Annotated in this window: 11 protein-coding genes; 5 read left to right on the top strand and 6 right to left on the bottom strand. The window is 69.3% G+C overall.

Going from position 1 to position 17,053, the window contains the following annotated elements; translation table 11 throughout:
- The coding region (locus G9E11_RS20710) for an HNH endonuclease signature motif containing protein (RefSeq protein ID WP_190609181.1) at window positions 1-707 on the top strand (707 nt) is incomplete at its 5' end.
- 181 nt (window positions 708-888) lie between these two features.
- A complete protein-coding gene (gene hrpB, locus G9E11_RS20705) occupies window positions 889-3,630 on the top strand; it encodes an ATP-dependent helicase HrpB (RefSeq protein WP_190609180.1) in 2,742 nt (913 codons plus the stop codon).
- Between the two features lie 79 nt (window positions 3,631-3,709).
- On the opposite strand, the gene G9E11_RS20700 is transcribed toward hrpB, so the two are convergent.
- Window positions 3,710-4,741, bottom strand: coding sequence for a glycosyltransferase family 4 protein (locus G9E11_RS20700; protein WP_190609179.1), 1,032 nt, complete (start codon window positions 4,739-4,741; stop codon window positions 3,710-3,712).
- A gap of 86 nt (window positions 4,742-4,827) precedes the next feature.
- Window positions 4,828-6,957 carry an amylo-alpha-1,6-glucosidase gene (locus G9E11_RS20695; protein WP_190609178.1) on the bottom strand — a complete coding sequence of 710 codons (2,130 nt, stop codon included), beginning with the start codon at window positions 6,955-6,957 and terminating at the stop codon, window positions 4,828-4,830.
- 249 nt (window positions 6,958-7,206) lie between these two features.
- Here G9E11_RS20695 and G9E11_RS20690 point away from each other — a divergent pair, with 249 nt between their 5' ends.
- Window positions 7,207-9,387 carry an elongation factor G-like protein EF-G2 gene (locus tag G9E11_RS20690; RefSeq protein WP_190609177.1) on the top strand — a complete coding sequence of 727 codons (2,181 nt, stop codon included), beginning with the start codon at window positions 7,207-7,209 and terminating at the stop codon, window positions 9,385-9,387.
- Window positions 9,388-9,429: 42 nt separating this feature from the next.
- Here G9E11_RS20690 and G9E11_RS20685 read toward each other — a convergent pair whose 3' ends face one another.
- Together G9E11_RS20685 and G9E11_RS20680 are read right to left on the bottom strand one after the other, a co-directional pair.
- Complete coding sequence (locus G9E11_RS20685) at window positions 9,430-10,113, bottom strand: alpha/beta hydrolase family protein (RefSeq protein ID WP_190609176.1); 684 nt, start codon at window positions 10,111-10,113, stop codon at window positions 9,430-9,432.
- Window positions 10,114-10,365: 252 nt separating this feature from the next.
- Complete coding sequence (locus G9E11_RS20680; protein WP_190609175.1) at window positions 10,366-12,354, bottom strand: alpha-amylase family protein; 1,989 nt, start codon at window positions 12,352-12,354, stop codon at window positions 10,366-10,368.
- Between the two features lie 214 nt (window positions 12,355-12,568).
- Here G9E11_RS20680 and ligD point away from each other — a divergent pair, with 214 nt between their 5' ends.
- Window positions 12,569-13,591, top strand: a complete 1,023-nt coding sequence (gene ligD, locus G9E11_RS20675) for a non-homologous end-joining DNA ligase (protein ID WP_190609174.1) — start codon at window positions 12,569-12,571, stop codon at window positions 13,589-13,591.
- 43 nt (window positions 13,592-13,634) lie between these two features.
- Here the strand turns inward: ligD and G9E11_RS20670 are convergent, their stop codons facing one another.
- Both G9E11_RS20670 and G9E11_RS20665 read right to left on the bottom strand, forming a co-directional pair.
- A complete protein-coding gene (locus G9E11_RS20670) occupies window positions 13,635-14,255 on the bottom strand; it encodes an L-threonylcarbamoyladenylate synthase (protein ID WP_190609173.1) in 621 nt (206 codons plus the stop codon).
- Between the two features lie 80 nt (window positions 14,256-14,335).
- A complete protein-coding gene (locus G9E11_RS20665) occupies window positions 14,336-16,312 on the bottom strand; it encodes an APC family permease (protein WP_190609172.1) in 1,977 nt (658 codons plus the stop codon).
- A 218-nt stretch (window positions 16,313-16,530) separates the two neighbouring features.
- Here G9E11_RS20665 and G9E11_RS20660 point away from each other — a divergent pair.
- On the top strand, window positions 16,531-17,053 hold a 523-nt coding region (locus G9E11_RS20660), incomplete at its 3' end, for an adenine nucleotide alpha hydrolase family protein (protein WP_479686156.1).

Below are 17,053 nucleotides of genomic sequence, written 5' to 3'. Positions count from 1 at the left end.
GCCACCCGGTTGACGGCCCGGCCGCAGAGTCGGTTCCCGCAGACTCTGTGCCGGTCGGTGAGGTGCCGTCTCCCAAGGCGCAGGTCCTGGTCACGGTTCCGGTGTTCTCGCTGCTCGGCCTGTCCGAGGAACCTGCCACGCTGGACGGGTATGGGCCGATCCCGCCGTCCATGGCCCGCCGGCTCGTCGCCGACGGCGCAACATCGTTCCGCCGGGTGCTGATCGATCCGCGGGACGGGGCGCCGTTGGAGATCGGACGCACCAGCTACCGGCTAACGAAGCCGATGCGCCAGTGGCTGCGCCTCCGCGACGCCAAGTGCACGTTCCCGAGCTGCAACAACCACTCCCTGGACAACGACGCCGGCCACATCCTGGCCTGGTCCGACGGCGGCGGCACCGGCGTCGCCAATCTCGGCCAGCCCTGCCCGAAACACCACCGACTGAAACACACCACAGCGTGGAGACCGGTCGGCGCGACCCGGGATGCACCCCCCGGCTGGATTTCGCCGTCGGGCCGGTCCTATCCGGCCGAGTACCAGGACTGGGAACCGCCCAGCTGGCCAGAACCACCACCGGCCCAGGACTGGCAGGATCCGGACGGATTCATCGACCCGGACGATTTCGTCGGGCCCGACGATTTCGACAGCCCGGGCTCACTACTGCCAGTGGATCCGTGGCCCGACTGGGCATCATTCAGAGCTGCCTGAAGGCCGCCTGTCCCAAGCATCGCGGCGCGCTCCATTGCTCAGACCTGCGCGACTGCTTCGCGCCGCCCGTGGAGGATTGCGGGTGTGAGCTCGATCAGCACCGCGGCTGGTGGTCGCCGGGTTGGAGCACGACGGCATACGCGTGCCGGGTGCCACCCCTGCCGACCGGCACAATGGAGGGGTGACTTCCGCACCCCTCCCGCAAGATGCCCCACAGGACGCCCTGGCACCTTCCGCCCCGTTCAGCCTGCAGGCGATCGGTTCCGGCCTGGTCTTTGCGGAGTCGCTTGCGGAGCTGGCCGGCGTACTCCAAAAGCAGGGTGACGGAGGAGCAGCGGTGGTCCAGGCCCCGCCCGGCACCGGCAAAACTACACTGGTGCCTCCGCTGGTTGCCAACCTGGCACAGGCGGCCGCCAAGGATGGGAAGCCGCGCATTGTGGTGACACAACCGCGCCGGGTCGCCGCCCGGTCGGCGGCCCGGCGCCTCGCTTCACTGGACGGGACGCAGCTGGGGGACAGGGTGGGGTACACCGTCCGCGGCGAACGGCAGGCTGGTCCCGGCACCCTGATCGAGTTCGTGACCCCCGGCATCCTGCTGCGCCGCCTGCTGGCAGACCCGGGCCTGGACGGCACTGCCGCCGTGATCCTCGATGAGGTGCACGAACGCGGCCTGGAAACCGATCTGCTGCTGGGCCTGCTCGCCGAGGTGCGCCAGCTCCGCGGCGACCTCATGCTCGTCGCCATGTCCGCCACCCTCGACGCGCCCCGGTTCGCGGCGCTGCTCGGCGCGGATTCCGGCCGGGAACAAAGCCAGGAGGCCGACGGCGGCGGCCCGGCTCCCGTCGTCGACTGCCCCTCCGCGCTGCACCCGCTGGAAACGGCATGGGCGCCCGCCCAGATGGCGCGGCTGGACACTCGCGGCGTGACGCGCGCCTTCCTCGACCATGTGGCGGACACCGCCGCGGCGTCCTACGCGGAAGCCCTTGCCTCGGACGCCGGCACCGACGCCCTGGTGTTCCTGCCGGGCGCGTGGGAGGTGTCCCATGTGGCCGGACGGCTGCGCACCCGGGTGGGTCCCGGCGTCGAGATCCTCGAACTGCACGGCCAGGTCAGCCCCGCAGCCCAGGACCGTGCCGTGTCCGGGCGCCAGCCGGGGGATCCCGCCCGGATCATCGTGTCCACGGGACTTGCCGAGTCGTCGCTGACGGTGCCCGGCGTCAGGCTGGTGGTCGATGCAGGCCTGTCGCGGGAACCGCGCCGTGACGCCGGCCGCGGCATGACCGGCCTGGTCACCGTCTCCTGCTCCCGGGCCTCCGCAGAGCAGCGCGCCGGACGTGCTGCGCGGCAGGGGCCGGGGAAGGTGGTCCGCTGCTATGACCAGAAGACCCTCGGCGCAGCGCCCGCGCACCAGACACCTGAGATCGCCGTGTCCGACCTGACGGGCGCCGCCCTGATCCTGGCCTGCTGGGGCTCACCGGGCGGCCGCGGGCTCGCCCTTCCGGACGCCCCGCCGCAGGCAGCGATGGGCGACGCCGTCGAGGTGCTGCGCGAGCTTGGCGCGGTGGCGGAGGACGGCCACGCCACGGACTTGGGCAAAGCTTTGGCGCGCATCCCGGCCGACCCGCGGCTGGGACGCGCCCTCCTGGTCGGGTCGGCGCTTCTGGGCGGAGGTTCGACTGGCCGCGCCGGTTCCGGAACTAAAGGTCACGGAACTGCCGCGGAGGTGGTGGCCGCCGTTGCAGGGGACCAGCGCGCGATGGGAGCGGACCTGCCCCGGCTGGTTTCCGCGCTTCGCTCCGGCAAGGATCCCGCCTCCAAGCGGTGGGCCGAGGAGGCACGGCGTCTGAACACGCTGGCGCGCGAGGCGGGGACCGTCGTCGGGCTTCCCTCCGTCGATGGGCCGGTGCTCGCCGTGCCGGCGGGAACCGCCGAACAGATCGGTCTGGTGGTGGCCCTGGCGTTCCCGGACCGGGTGGCCCGCCGGGTCCCCGGAGACGGCCCGGAGCGCTACCAGCTGACCTCCGGCACCCGAGCCGGCCTTCCCGCCGGCAGTCCGCTTGCGGGGCACGAATGGCTGGCGGTGGCCGAGGTTGCGCGGGCGGACGGGCGGGATGCCGCCGGGACCGGCGCCGTGATCCGCTCTGCCGCGCCGCTGACGGCGGACACCGCCGAGGCCGCCGCGGCTCACCTGCTGCTCGATTCGGTGGAGGCAACGTTCAGCCAGGGCCGGGTGACGGCCCGCCGGGAGCGGCGGCTGGGCGCCATCTCGCTCTCCTCCACGCCCGTGAGGGCTTCCGCCGCGGAGGCGCGCGCCGCCGTAGCCCGGGCGCTGGAGGAACAGGGGCTGGGAGCCATCGGATGGTCGACGGCGGCTGACGGACTGCGCCGCCGGCTTGCCCTGCTGCACCGGGAACTGGGTGATCCCTGGCCGGACATGTCCGAGCTGGCCTTGCTGTCCCGGCTCGACGACTGGCTCGGTCCGGAGCTGGAGGCGCTGGCCGGTGGGGCCGCTACCTCCGGCATCGACCTGATGGATCCTCTGCGGCGCCTGCTGCCGTGGCCCGACGCCGCCCGCCTCGGCGAGTTCGCCCCGGAGTTCCTGGAGGTGCCCAGCGGCTCCCGTGTCCGGATTGACTATCCCGCGGCCGGGGACGACGGCGGCAGGCCAGTAGTCGCCGTCAAGCTCCAGGAATGCTTCGGCTGGGACCGCACGCCGCGGCTCGCCGGCGGACGGGTGCCGGTGCAGTTCCATCTGCTGTCGCCGGCCCGGAGGCCGCTGGCCGTGACGGACGACCTCGCCTCCTTCTGGTCGGGGCCGTACGCGCAGGTCCGCGCCGAGATGCGGGGCCGCTATCCGAAGCACCCCTGGCCCGAGGACCCCTGGACAGCGACGGCGACGGCACGGACCAACTCCCGGAAGTGACTAAGGGCGGAGATCACGGCAGGCGGACGTGACTATCGTGCGAAGGTCACGGCAGGCGGACGTGACTATCGTGCGGAGGTCAGCGCGCGGAGGCCACACCCATGAGCCGGGCGTACAGGGCCAAATGGGCATCGACCATGCGCTCGGTACTGAAGCGCTCTTCCGCCTGGGTCCGGACCGTCCGGCGGTCCAGGCCGGCCGCCCGCAGCAGGAGCCGGGCCAGGTCCTCAGGAGCCTCAGCCAGGTAGCCGCTGACGCCGTCGTCAACGATTTCGGGCGCCGAGCCCATGGGTGTGGCCACGACCGGGGTGCCGGTGGCCATCGCCTCGATCATCACTAGCCCGAACGGTTCCATCCACTGGATGGGATTGAGCAGGGCGATGGCTTCCCCGAGCAATTTGTACTTCTCCGCGCCGCCCACCTCGCCCAGGAACTCCACGTCCGGGCCCTCCAGCGGCTCCACCACGTCGTGGTAATACTGCAGTTCCGCCGGTTCCCGCATCTTCGCGGCGATCCGGACCGGAACTCCGGCCAGCTGGGCCACCCTGATCGCTTCGACGACGCCCTTGTCGGGGCACATCCGGCCAAGGAAACACGCGTAGCCGCCCTGACCGTGCCCCACCGGAACGCCGGCCACCTCCATGCCGTGGGGGATGATGGCCGCGACCCGGTCTGCCAGCGCGCTGCTCACCTGGCTCTTGGAGATGGCGATCAGGGTTGTGTCCCGGGCTGCTGCGCCGTAGACCGCGGCGAAGGACGGGGTGAGGTCGCTGTGGATGGTGGTCACCACCGGCAGCCCCTGGGGACGGCCGCGGTAGAGAGGCCCGGCGAGGGTGTGGTCATGCACCAGATCCACCATGCCGTCCATGCCGGCATACGCGTTAATGACGTGGCTGAGTTCCGAGGAGGTGAATCCAACGAGGTCCGGTTCGGAGGTACGCATCCCGGGGAGCCGATCCACCGGGCAGGTGCTGTCGGCGGCGGCGGCCAGCAGCACCTCATGGCCAGCCCTCATGAAGCCTCTGGCCAGGGCGTCGACCACCAGTTCGGTGCCTCCGTACCCAGCCGGGGGAATCGGATACCAGGGCCCCGCAATTAAACCGATACGCATCCGCAGCTCCCTTGTCCGGATGTACTGTGACCGATTAGCTACTGAGACCATTCAGTTGTGGGTGGAACCGGGCTATGGCACCTGTCCTAAGGTGCCATCAGCCGCTCCAGCGGCGGCCGCGGTTCGTGCAGCACTGTCGTGCCCTGCGGCAGGCCGTCAATGGATCCCTCGCTGCCGGTGGCGCTAAGGGTGATCCGGGAATGGTCCATCTGCACGTTGTCTGCACGGAAGCTGCCGAACCCCGGCGGCAGCACGGGGGCCAGGCAGACCTCCGCACGGGGAAGCAGGGGATCAAAGCGGAGGAGGGTCCGCATCAGGTGCACTGGCGCCGCCGATGCCCAGGCCTGCGGTGAGCAGGACGTGGGGAACGGCACGGGATCGGGGAAATCGTCCCGCGAGAATCCGCAGAAGAGTTCCGGCAGCCGCCCGTCGAACTGTTCCGCCGCATCGAACAGGCCCGTGGCGATTTGCGTGGCCTCCTCGACGAACCCGTACCGCATCAGCCCGGCGGCCACAAGCGCTGTGTCGTGCGGCCACACCGAACCGTTATGGTAGCTGACCGGGTTGTAGGCGCCCATGTCCGAGGCGAGCGTCCGGATTCCCCAGCCCGTGAACATCTCCGGCGACATCAGCCGCTTGGCCACCAGGGGCGCCTTATCGGCGTCGACGATTCCCACCCAGAGGCAATGGCCCATGTTGGAGGCGCAGGCATCCACCGGACGCTTGTCCTTGTCCAGGGCCACGGCAAAGTATCCCCGCTCGGGGAGCCAGAACTTCTCGTTGAACTCGGCCTTAATATCGGCAGCGCGGCGGTTCCACTTGGTCGCGGTCTCCTCGTCGCCCAGCTGCTGGGCGAGCAGCGCGCGTCCCAAGTAGGCGCTGTAGACGTAGCCCTGCACCTCACACAGGGCTATCGGCGCCTCCGCCATCCTGCCGTCGGCGAAGTTGATGCCGTCCCAGGAGTCCTTCCAGCCCTGGTTCAGCAGGCCGTGCTCGTTGGCGCGCTGGTACTCCACGAAACCGTCGCCGTCGCGGTCGCCGTAGTGCTCCACCCATTGCAGCGCCCGGTCGGCATGCGGCAGGAGCGAGTCCAGCAGGTCGCCCGCCAGCCCCCAGCGCCCCAGCTCCGCCAGCAGCGCCACGAACAGGGGCGTCGCATCGGCGGTGCCGTAGTACGCCTGGCTGCCCCCGAGCGCCAGCCCGGCCGTGACACCCAGCCGCACCTCGTGCAGGATCCGGCCCGGTTCCTCCTCGGTGTCCGGGTCAACCTTCTCGCCCTGCAGTGAGGCCAGCGTCTGGAGGGTCCCCGCGGCCAGCTTCGGATCCACGGGCAGCGCCATGTAGGAGGACAGGATGGAGTCCCTGCCGAAGAGTGCCATGAACCAGGGGGCGCCGGCGGCCACTGCTGCCCGCTCCGGGTGGTCGGGATCGAAAATCCGGAGGGCACCCAGATCCTCCTGGCTGCGGGTGAGGACCTTCTCCACGTTCTTGTCCGTCACGGTCAGCCGGGGAACATGTTCCTCCCATGCGGCGTAGCGCTGGGCGCCCACGTGCGGAGCCGACTCATGCGTGAACGGCTGTTCCGGTCCCGTGCCGTCAATCAGGGGTGTGGTGAGCACGGTGGCGGTCCACAAGCCGCGAGGTGCAAGTTCGGCGTCGAACGTCAGGGCATCCTCGGAGATCGCGGCGCCCTCAGCGCTGATGACCACCCCGCGGTGGACGCCGTTACGGATGGCGTCAATCTGCAGGGCGTCGGCCCGGACCTTGCGGCTGTGCTCCGCGGACGGCACCACCTTTCCGCCTTTGACGTCGAACAGGTCGCTCAGGTCTGCATCCACCCGGATCTGGATCCGGCAGGTCCGCGGCTGTTCCGAATAGTTGTGGATCTTGATGTCGTCACGCAGGCCGGGCCCGACCTGCCGGCTGTGTTCCACCACCAGCGGGCTCTCCACCGCACCGTTGGCCCCGCGGGGCCTGCCGACGAAGACCGCCCGGTAGGGCTCACGGGTCTGGCCGGACAGCGGCTCGAGAGGAACGCCGTCGACCGTTAACTGCCAGCGGGACAGAATCCGGGTGTCCTGGTAAAAGGCACCCTGCGGCTGGCCGGGAAGCACGTCCCCGCTCTCGGCCGAGATGCAGAAGGACGAGCCTTCCACCACGGTCACTGCTGTCAGGCCCGATGACCCTGCACCGATATTTTCATTCCACGCACTCATCGACTGCTCCCTGGCGACTAGTCGGATGGCATGGGCCGGCCTGTGCGGCCACGTTATCCATCGTCCCCCTACCGTGATGACGCCGCAACGGTTATTCCCTGCCGGCCCGGCCGGGGCGGGGAGCGGCCCCGCCGCGCAGTCGGACACGCGGTATGGCGCCCGGACCCCTTGCTGAACAGCAGCTTTAGGTGTCGAATCTTCTTACTAAGGCCGCTTGGCGGCTTACGACTAGCACGCCGGGAGATGGTCATGTCGGCAAGAGGTACTAATGGCCGGGGCAAGGGCCCCGGCCGAGGCAGTTCCGATCTCCGGCGGGCGGACGCGTCCGCCGGAGCACCGGTGGACAAGCCGGAGGGCATCCGCAACGTCGCGCTGGTGGGGCACTCCGGAGCCGGCAAGACAATGCTCCTCGAGGCGCTGCTCGCCGCCGCCGGAGCCATCCCGCGGATGGGTTCCATTGTTGACGGCAACACGGTCAGCGACGCGGAACCGTCCGAGATCCACCAGCAGCGCTCCGTGGTCCTGTCCGTGGCGCCGCTGATTTACGACGGCGTTAAGGTGAACCTGCTGGACACACCGGGCTACGGGGACTTCACCGGAGAGCTGCGGGCCGGGTTGCGCGCCGCAGACGCGGCACTGTTCGTGGTGTCGGCCGTGGACGGCATCGATGCCGCCACCACCGCGCTGTGGGCAGAGTGCGCCCAACTGGATACGCCGCGGGCCGTGGTGGTCAGCCGGCTTGACCACCCGCGGGCGAATTTCGACGCCGCCCTGGCCGCCTGCCAGAGCGCCTTCGGCCAGTCGGTGGTGCCCGCCTACCTGCCGGTCAGCGGGAATGGCGGCGTGACGGGACTGCTGGGGCTTCTCTCAGGTCAGGTCTCGGAGTACGACGGCGAATCCCCGGAACCGGCGGTCCGGGACGCCAGCGCCGATGAGCTCGCCGCCACCGAGTCCGAGCGCGGCACACTGATCGAGGGCATCATCTCCGAGAGCGAGGATGAGTCCCTGATGGACCGCTACCTTGGCGGGGAGGACATAGACGTCGATGTCCTGGTGGGCGACCTCGAAACGGCTGTGGCGCGCGGATCGTTCTTCCCCGTTCTGCCAACCTCGGCGGAAACGGGCCTTGGGATCACCGAGCTGCTGGACATGCTGACCAGAGCTTTCCCGACCCCCTTGGAGCGTGCCGTCCCGGACGTGACGGACCTCTCCGGGGAACCGGCCGGGCCGTTGTCCTGCGATCCCGACGGGCCTCTGGCCGGTGAGGTGGTTCGCACCACCATGGACCCGTTCCTGGGACGGGTGTGCCTGGTGCGCGTCTTCTCCGGCACGCTGCGCGAGGATTCGGCCGTGCACGTCAGCGGCCGCGGCCTGGCTGAACGGGGCCATGAGGACCACGACAGCGACGAACGCCTCACCCACCTCTATTCCCCAATGGGGGCTAGCTTGAAGCCCGTCCCGTTCAGCGTGGCCGGCGACATCTGCGCCATCACCAAGCTGGGCAGCGCCGAGACTGGCGATACCGTGTCGGCGAAGGACGCTCCACTGCTGATCACCGCGTGGGACATGCCGGAGCCGCTCATGCCGGTCGCCGTCGAGGCCGCCACCCGCAGCGACGAGGACGCCCTGGCCAAGAGCCTGGGCAAGGTGGCAGCCGGCGACCCGACCCTCCGGGTGGAACGAAACTCGGAAACCCATCAGCTGATCCTGTGGTGCATGGGTGAGGCGCACGGCGAGGTGGTCCTGGACCGGCTGCGGGACCAGGGCGTGAAGCTGCAGACCGTGTCCGTGGTGACGCCGCTGCGCGAGACCTTCGCCGCGCCGGCCGCGGGGCACGGGCGCTACGTCAAGCAGTCCGGCGGCCATGGCCAGTACGCGATCTGCGACATCGAGGTGGAGGCGCTCGACCGGGGCGCGGGTTTCGAGTTTGTGGACAAGACCGTGGGCGGTGTGGTGCCGAACCAGTTCATTGGCTCGGTTGAGAAGGGCGTGCGGGCGCAGATGCAGAAAGGCGTTTCCGCCGGCTTCCCTGTGGTGGACATCCGGGTGACCCTGGTGGGCGGCAAGGCCCACAGCGTTGACTCCTCGGACGCCGCGTTCCAGTCCGCCGGCGCGCTTGCCCTGCGCGAGGCCGCAGCCGCCGGCCGCATCCAGCTGCTGGAGCCGGTCTCTTCCGTCACCATCAGCATTCCGGACGAATACGTGGGGGCCGTGATGAGCGACCTGTCCTCGCGCCGTGGCCGGCTCACAGGCACGACGTCGTCCGGCGGGGATTTCACGGAGGTCACCGCCGAGGTCCCGGACGGAGAGCTTCTCCGGTATGCGGTCCAATTGCGGGCGCTGACCGCCGGCACCGGCCGCTTCCGCCGCAGCTACCTGCGGCACGAACCGGTCCCGGGCAACGTGGCACCGGCGGCGGCGAACGCCTGAGGTGCCTGGCCGGCCGGACCGGGAATCAAGGGGCGCCGGGCGTCAGGCGGAGCTGTTGGCCCGCATGAACGCGGCGACCGGCGCTGCGAGCGAGGCACCGATGTCCTCGGCCGTGCGCTTGTTTCCGGCAACCGCGAACGAGTGGTCCCCACCCTCGCACCACTGCAGCGTCGCGGTGGGCCCGATTCGTGAAACCACGCCCTCCAGCAGTTCCCGGGTGGCGAAGGTGTCGCGCGTCCCCTGCAGGAAAAGCATCGGGGCAGTTACCCCGTAGAGGTGCTCATCGCGGAGCTTCTCCGGCTTGCCCGGCGGGTGCAGCGGGTAGCCGAGATAGATCAGGCCGGCAGCCTGCATGCCTTCGGCCACCGCCATGGAGGCCATCCTGCCGCCGAACGACTTCCCGGCCGCCCACACCGGCTCGGCTTCCCCGGCGGATTCCGACCGGGCCGCCGCTTCGGCCATCGCCGCCCGCCAGGTGGCAATCGCTGCCGGCGGACGGTCGGGGAACTTCCGGCCCGCTTCGCGGTAGGGGAAGTTGAACCGCAGGGTGGCCACGCCGTCGTCGTTCAATGCGCCCGTGAACCCGCGCATGAACGGATGCTCCATGCCCGCGCCGGCGCCGTGGGCCAGCACCAGCGTGGCGAACGGATTGGCCGGCCGGGCGTAGGCGCCGGAGACGTGGCCGTCGCCGACGGCAATGGAGATGGGCGAGTCAGCGGGGGGCATGACTCCATCATGCCTGATCCGGGGGCGGGTTCGGATGCCCGTCCGGGCGCCTGGCTCGTGATGCACACCGTTGACGATGCACAGCCCGGGCACAGACAGGGAAAAGACTCCAGCCAGCGTCGGGCCGGACAGTTGATGCAGAAGCCGGATTCACCGGACACAGCCCATCACCCGCCAGGAGGAACCATCATGATCGTGTACCGACCAATCGCACCCGCTCGCCGGTTTCACGGCCAGCCAAAGGGCGGATGCCTAGCCTGCGGTTGGCTGGCCCGCCGGAACCACCCGGAGCCAGGCGTAATCCTGCGGCCGCAGCACCAGCCCCTCGTCGATCCGGACGGGCTCGTCGGAAAACAGGTCCAAAGCTTCTGCCGCGAACCCGGACAGCGTGTCCGCGGAGACCACCTGCGGCCCGTCACTGAAGTTGGCCAGGGCCAGGACCACCGTTCCCTCGCCGGGCCGCTGATACCCGAGCACCGCGGCGTTTTTGGTAGTGAAGGGAACGAGACGGGTGCCGGCCAGTTCGGGGGTGGCCGCACGGACCTCGGTCAGCCGCCGCAGCCCCGCGAACACTGCACCCTCAGGAGTGGCAGGGTCCAAGCGTTTGGCGTACCTTTCTGCGGGGAACTGCGGCCGGTGCACCCACCGGCTGTCCGCGTCGTGGCCGTCCTCCTGCGCATAGCCGTAGTCGTTTAGCTGGCCCACCTCGTCGCCCAGGTAGAGCAGCGGGATGCCGCCGGTGCTGAAGGCTACCGAGTGGGTCAGCAGGACGCGGCGGATGGCCTCAGCCGAACCGTCTTCCAGGCCGCACAGCGACGCCGTGGTGCCGGAAATGCGGCAGTCGCCCGTGCGCGGATTGTCCTGGAACGGCACGCCGTGGGCGAAGCTGCCCGGGAACCGGTTGACGTAAAACGAGTTCAGGAACCGGCGGTGGTCGAAGCCGTTGATGCCGAACTCGGCAGCGTCCTCGTCGGCAAATGTCCAGCCGATGTCGTCGTGGCTCCGCACGTAGTTCACCCAGGAGGTACCCGGCGCAATTGCGTGCCGCCGCTCCAGGGCCTGGGCGAGCAGCGAGACGTTGCGTGTGGCCAGGGCCTCCCAGGTCAGTGCCATCTGCAGCGGGTTGTAGGAAAGCTGGCACTCGGCCGGATCGATGTACAGGGCCACCTCGTCCGGGTGGACGATCGCCTCAGACTTGAACAGCAGCGACGGCGCCGCCAGCCGGCAGACCGCGTTGAAGGCCTGCAGCAGGGTGTGTGCCTCGGGCAGGCTCTCGCACGGCGTCCCCAGCTGCTTCCAGATGAACGCGACCGCGTCCATCCGCAGGATGTCGACGCCCAAATTGGCCAAAAACAGCATTTCTCCCGCCATGGCCCGGAACACCTCGGGGTTGGAGTAGTTCAGGTCCCACTGGTACGTGTGGAACGTGGCCCACACCCACCGGCCATCCGGCAGCCGCACGAAGGAGCCGGGGTGGTCTTCCGGGAAGATTTCGCGGACGGTATGTTCGAATGCGTCCGGCATGGCGCGGTCCGGGAAGATCCAGTAGTAGTCGCTGTAGCGCGGATCGCCCGCGGCGGCCCGCTGCGCCCACTCGTGCTCGTTGGAGGTGTGGTTGAAGATGAAGTCGACCACCAGGCTGATGCCGTTGGCCCGCAGCTCGGCCGCGAGCGCGCGCAGCTGGTCCATAGTGCCGAGCTTCGGGTTGACCTCACGGTAGCTGGACACAGCGTAGCCACCGTCGGACAGGGGCTCCGGGGCCAGGAACAGCGGCATCAGGTGCAGGTAGGTGAGGCCAAGTTCCTTGAAATAGGGGATGCGGGCGCGGACGCCCTCCAGGTCGGCCGCATACCGGTCCACGTAGCAGACACCGCCGAGCATGCGGTTTGACTGGAACCAGTCGCTGTCGCCTTCTCGGCCGGCGTCGAGCTTTTTCAGGTCTGCGGGCCGTTCCCTCCAGGAGCGGGCGATCTCCAGCGCCAGAGCCGCCAGCTGCTCCTCGATGTCAGGCCGGGTGCCGTACAGCAAACGGAACAGCCTCGCCAGATCGGGGAAATGCTGGTCGAACCGCCGCTCCAGTGCGTCCCGGTCAGCGCTGCCCGGTTCCAGGCCTGCCCGCCCCGCCGCTGTGCTGAGCAGCCGGCGGTGGCCCGCTTGGAATGCCCCGGAAGGCTGTGATTCACCGGACTCCTCGTCAGCGGATGGTCCTTGGTTAGCGTCCAGACTCGGGGATTCAACCATGGAACGGGTCTCCTTCGCGGATGCTCTGCGCCTGGCGGCGCCCGGTGTTTCTCATCCTTACAGATGGCCCCGCCGCTGCCCAGTGAGCGGGCAGATGTTTCTATGTGCCCGACGGCGGGACTCATCTTGGTGGGGTCGGTCCGCCATTGGTCGTGGCAGGAATCGCGGCGGGCGTACTGCTGACGCCGCGGTCCGCGCGGGGTAGGTTGTCCCCATGGCCAGTGAACAGACCACCATCAGTGTCGACGGGCCCGACGGCCCCCGGGAAATGCGCGTCTCCAGTCCAAGCCGGGTGTTGTGGCCCGAACTGGGACTGACCAAGCTGGACCTGGCGCGTTACTTCGTGGATGTGGGGGAGGCCTTCATCCGGGCCAACGGCGACCGGCCGGTGGCGCTGCAGCGGTTTTCGGACACCGTGGACGGCGAGCAGTTCTTCTCGAAGAACCCGCCGAAGGGAACGCCGGACTTCATCCGCACGGTTAAGGTCACCTTTCCGAGCGCGCGCTCGCATCCCATGCTGGTCCTGGACGAGCCTGCCGCCGCGGTCTGGGCGGCGCAGATGAACACGGTGGTTTTCCATCCTTGGCCGTCGCGTGCGGACAACTCGGACAATCCGGACCAGCTGCGCATCGACCTGGATCCCCAGCCGGGCACGGCCTACGACGACGCCATCCCCGCCGCGCTCGAACTGCGGAAGGTACTCGCCGAGGCAGGGCTGGACGCGTTCCTGAAAACCTCGGGAAACCGTGGGCTGCACGTCTATGCTCCCGTTGAGCCGACCCGGGAGTTCCTGGAGGTCCGCCACGCCGTGATCGCCGCCGCCAGGGAGCTCGAACGGCGCATGCCGGACAAGGTCACCACGAACTGGTGGAAGGAGGAACGGGGCGAGCGCATCTTTGTCGACTTCAACCAGGCCAACCGGGACCGGACCATCGCCGGCGCGTACAGCCCCCGGGCGCTGCCGCACGCTTCCGTGTCCTGCCCCATCACCTGGGACGAGCTGGCGGACGTCAGGCCCAAGGACTTCACCATCCTCACCGTGCCGGACAGGCTAAAAACGGTGGGGGACCCCTGGGCGGACATGCACGCAAAGCCCGGCACCATCGACACGCTGCTGGAATGGTGGGAGCGCGACGTCAAGAACGGGCTGGGTGAACTGCCGTTCCCGCCGGACTACCCCAAGATGCCGGGCGAACCGCCGCGCGTCCAGCCCAGCAGGGCGAAGAAGCCGGAGTAGCCGGCGCCGCCCCGCCGGCTACAGCCCCTACTCAAATCCGCCCCTACTCAAACCTGGAAGGGTCACCGGTGCCTCGGCGCACCACCTCGGCGGTGCCGCCGGAGAAGTCGACGACGGTGGTGGGCTCGGCGCCGCAGTCACCGGCCTCGACCACCGCGTCCACCACATGGTCCAGCCGCTCCTTGATTTCCCAGCCCTGCGTCAGCGGTTCCTCCTCGTCCGGCAGCAGCAGCGTGCTGGACAGCAGCGGCTCGCCGAGTTCGGCCAGCAGCGCCTGCACGAAGTTGTGCCGCGGGATGCGCGCACCCACGGTCTTCTTCTTGGGGTGCAGCAGCCGGCGCGGGACCTCCTTGGTGGCCGGCAGGATGAACGTGTAGCTGCCCGGAGTGACGGACTTGATGCTGCGGAAGACGTCGTTGTCGATGTTCACGAACTGCCCCAGCTGCGCGAAGTCCCGGCAGACCAGCGTGAAATGGTGCTTGCTGTCCAGCTGGCGGATGGAACGGATCCGGTCCAGCGCCTCCTTGTTTCCCAGTTGGGCGCCGAGGGCGTAGCAGGAGTCCGTGGGGTAGGCGATCAGCCCGCCCGATCGCAGGAGCTGCACGATCTGCGAGATCGCGCGGGGCTGGGGGTCCTCGGGGTGGACATCAAAGAATTTCGCCATGCGCTGAGCCTACGGCCCCGGCGGCCGTCCGCGCACGCAACGCACCGCGCATGTTCACCCACCCGAGGCCAGGGAAGTGCTCATCCCACATGCACCCACGGACGCCTGGTGACATCCGGTTCGGCTTCCCGCAGCACCTCCCGGGTGACCGGGGCGATCTCGCCCTCGCCGAGGAACAGGAAGCGCAGCAGGTTCACCACCGGATTGCCCTCGGTCCAGCGGAAATAGATGTGCGGCATGAGCCCGGTGACGTCCCGGATGTGCAGGAGCACGGAGGCGATGGTGTTCGGCACCACGGGCCCGTGCACCTCCAGCACCCGGTAGCCATGCCGCACCACGCCGTGGACCTGCAGTTCGGTCTCGAAGTCGGACGAGTCGTCCACGATCACCTCCAGGAACAGCGCCTGGTAGTGGACCGGCAGGTGGCTGACCTCGATGGCGGACGTCAGCTTCTGCCGGTACGCCTCGGCGGTCAGCCTCCGCGGCTCGTGCGCGATGATGCCGATGGGGCCGCTCTCGTCCGCCGCGACGAATTCCAGCGCCGTCCGGTCGAGGCGGACGTGCGTGGCGTGCAGTTCGAAGGACCGCCCGATTCTGGACAGCAGCGAAATGACGATGATGCCGGCGATGAAGAACGCGGCAATGCGGATGCCTTCGGGCCGCTCGATGACGTTCGCGACCGTCGTGTAGATGAACACCAGCGCGATCAGCCCGAAGCCGGCAGAACGTTTGCGCTGCCGGCGCCGCCGGGCGGACAGGGCTGCAGCCACGGCCGCGGAGGTCATCAGCACCAGCACGCCGGTGGCGTAGGCACCGCCCTGGGCGTCGACGTCGGCCTCGAAAAGAACGGTGACCAGGAAGGCAATGAAGCCGAAAACCAGGACCAGGGGCCTGACGGCCTTGGCCCACTCCGGCGCCATCCCGTAGCGCGGCAGGTACCTCGGCACCAGGTTCAGCAGCCCGGCCATCGCCGACGCCCCGGCGAACCACAAGATGGCGATGGTGCTGAGGTCGTACACCGTGCCGAACCCGTTACCCAGGTATTCATGGGCCAGGAAAGCGAGGGCACGCCCGTTGGCTTGGCCGCCCGGCTCGAATTCGGCCGCCGGGATGAGGATCACCGTGGTGAAACTGCTGGCGATGAGGAACGCGCTCATGATCAGCGCGGCCGTGGTCAGCATGCGGCGTGTCCCCTCGACGCGGCCCGCCGGGTTCTCCTCCGTGTCCGTGTCCCGGCCGCGGACCTGCGGCATTACTGCCACGCCGGTTTCGAAACCGGACAGGCCAAGCGCCAGTTTGGGGAACACCAGCAGGGCTATGGCGACGGCGAGCGCCGGGTTGCCGTGCGAGGTCCTTAGGGCCTGCCACCAGTCGCCGACGGCGGTCGGGTAGCCCAGGGTTTCGACGGCGGCCCTCGCCACCACCAGGACGTTCAGGCCCAGATAGACAGCCACCAAAACGACGGCGATGCCGATCGCCTCCTTGAATCCGCGCAGGAACACGGCAGCGAGCAGGGCCAGGAGAACGAGGGTCACCGTCACCTCCTGCCCCTGCAGCCACGCAGGCGCGTACGGGTTCTGGATGAGGTGGGCCGTGGCGTCGGCGGCGGAGAGGGTCATGGTGATCATGAAGTCCGTCGCTGCGAAGCCGAGCAGCACCAGGACGAACAGCTTGCCGCCCCAGCGAGGGAGCAGCCGCTCCAGCATGGCGATGGACCCCTCGCCGTGGGAGCTCTCGCCCGCCACCCGTCGGTACACCGGCAGTGCCCCGAACAGGGTGACGGCAACCAGGACCAGCGTGGCCAGCGGGGAAATGACGCCGGCCGCGAGCGCGGCGATGGCGGGCTGGTAGCCGAGGGTGGAGAAGTAGTCCACGCCGGTCAGGCACATGACCTGCCACCACGGATGCTTCCGCTCGTGGGCGGCGGTCAGCCCGCCGGGACCCTGGTGGGAACCCTTGCTGTCCTGGAGGCCAAGCAGGAGCCAGCTGTGCAGCCGCTGCCTCCGGGTGCGGCGCAGCTCCGAGGGGTCCGCGGGCGGGCGGCTCATGGTTGTCATGGTGCCTTCCATCTGTGGGGTGCACCGCGGGCGGTGTGTCACTGCGGCCGCGGTAGTCAGTGTGGCCGTGGCACTTTCGTACGGGCACAGCCGAAGGTAGCACCGCGCATCGGCGCCGGAACCGCCCGCAGCGGAATCTTGACGGATCCTTAACGCCGTTGTGAGGCACCCCACCGGGCGTGCCGCCGGGGCCCGCGGACTGGTGGAAGAATGGCGTCATGGCAGGGGAACGGATCGTCATTGGCTTGTCGGGAGGCCTTGAGGGGGAGATCCTGATCCGCCGTGCCGTCAAGGTCCTGGACAGTGCCGGCGGCGGTGACCTGCTGGCCGTGCACATCCGTTCAGCGGAGGGTGCGTCTGGCGAATCCACCAGCGCGCTCGAGTCCCAGCGCCGCCTGGTGGTGGAGCTGGGCGGCAGCTACCACACCGTCGCCGCCGATGACCCCGTCGAAGCACTCCTGGGGTTCGCGTCCCATGTGGGCGCAACCCGGCTGGTCATCGGCCAGTCGCGCGCGCACCCGGTGTCCAGGATCCTTTCCGGCGGCACCGAGACGCGGATCGTCCGCCGTGCGGGCGACCTCGACGTGCAGGTGGTGCCGCATCCGCTGGCCGGGCGCGGCACGGGCCGCCGGCGGCAGCGTGACCTCGGCCGCGTGCGCGTCGCCGTCGGCTTCGTGCTGGCTGCGGCCGTCCCCATCCTGATGCAGCTGGCGCTCGCGGTCATCGAGCACAGCGTGGCCA

This window comes from Arthrobacter ipis, from assembly GCF_014694315.1.
Lineage (GTDB): Bacteria > Actinomycetota > Actinomycetes > Actinomycetales > Micrococcaceae > Arthrobacter > Arthrobacter ipis.
Note: the sequence above shows the minus strand (reverse complement) of the source record. Positions and strands in the feature narration are given on the sequence as shown.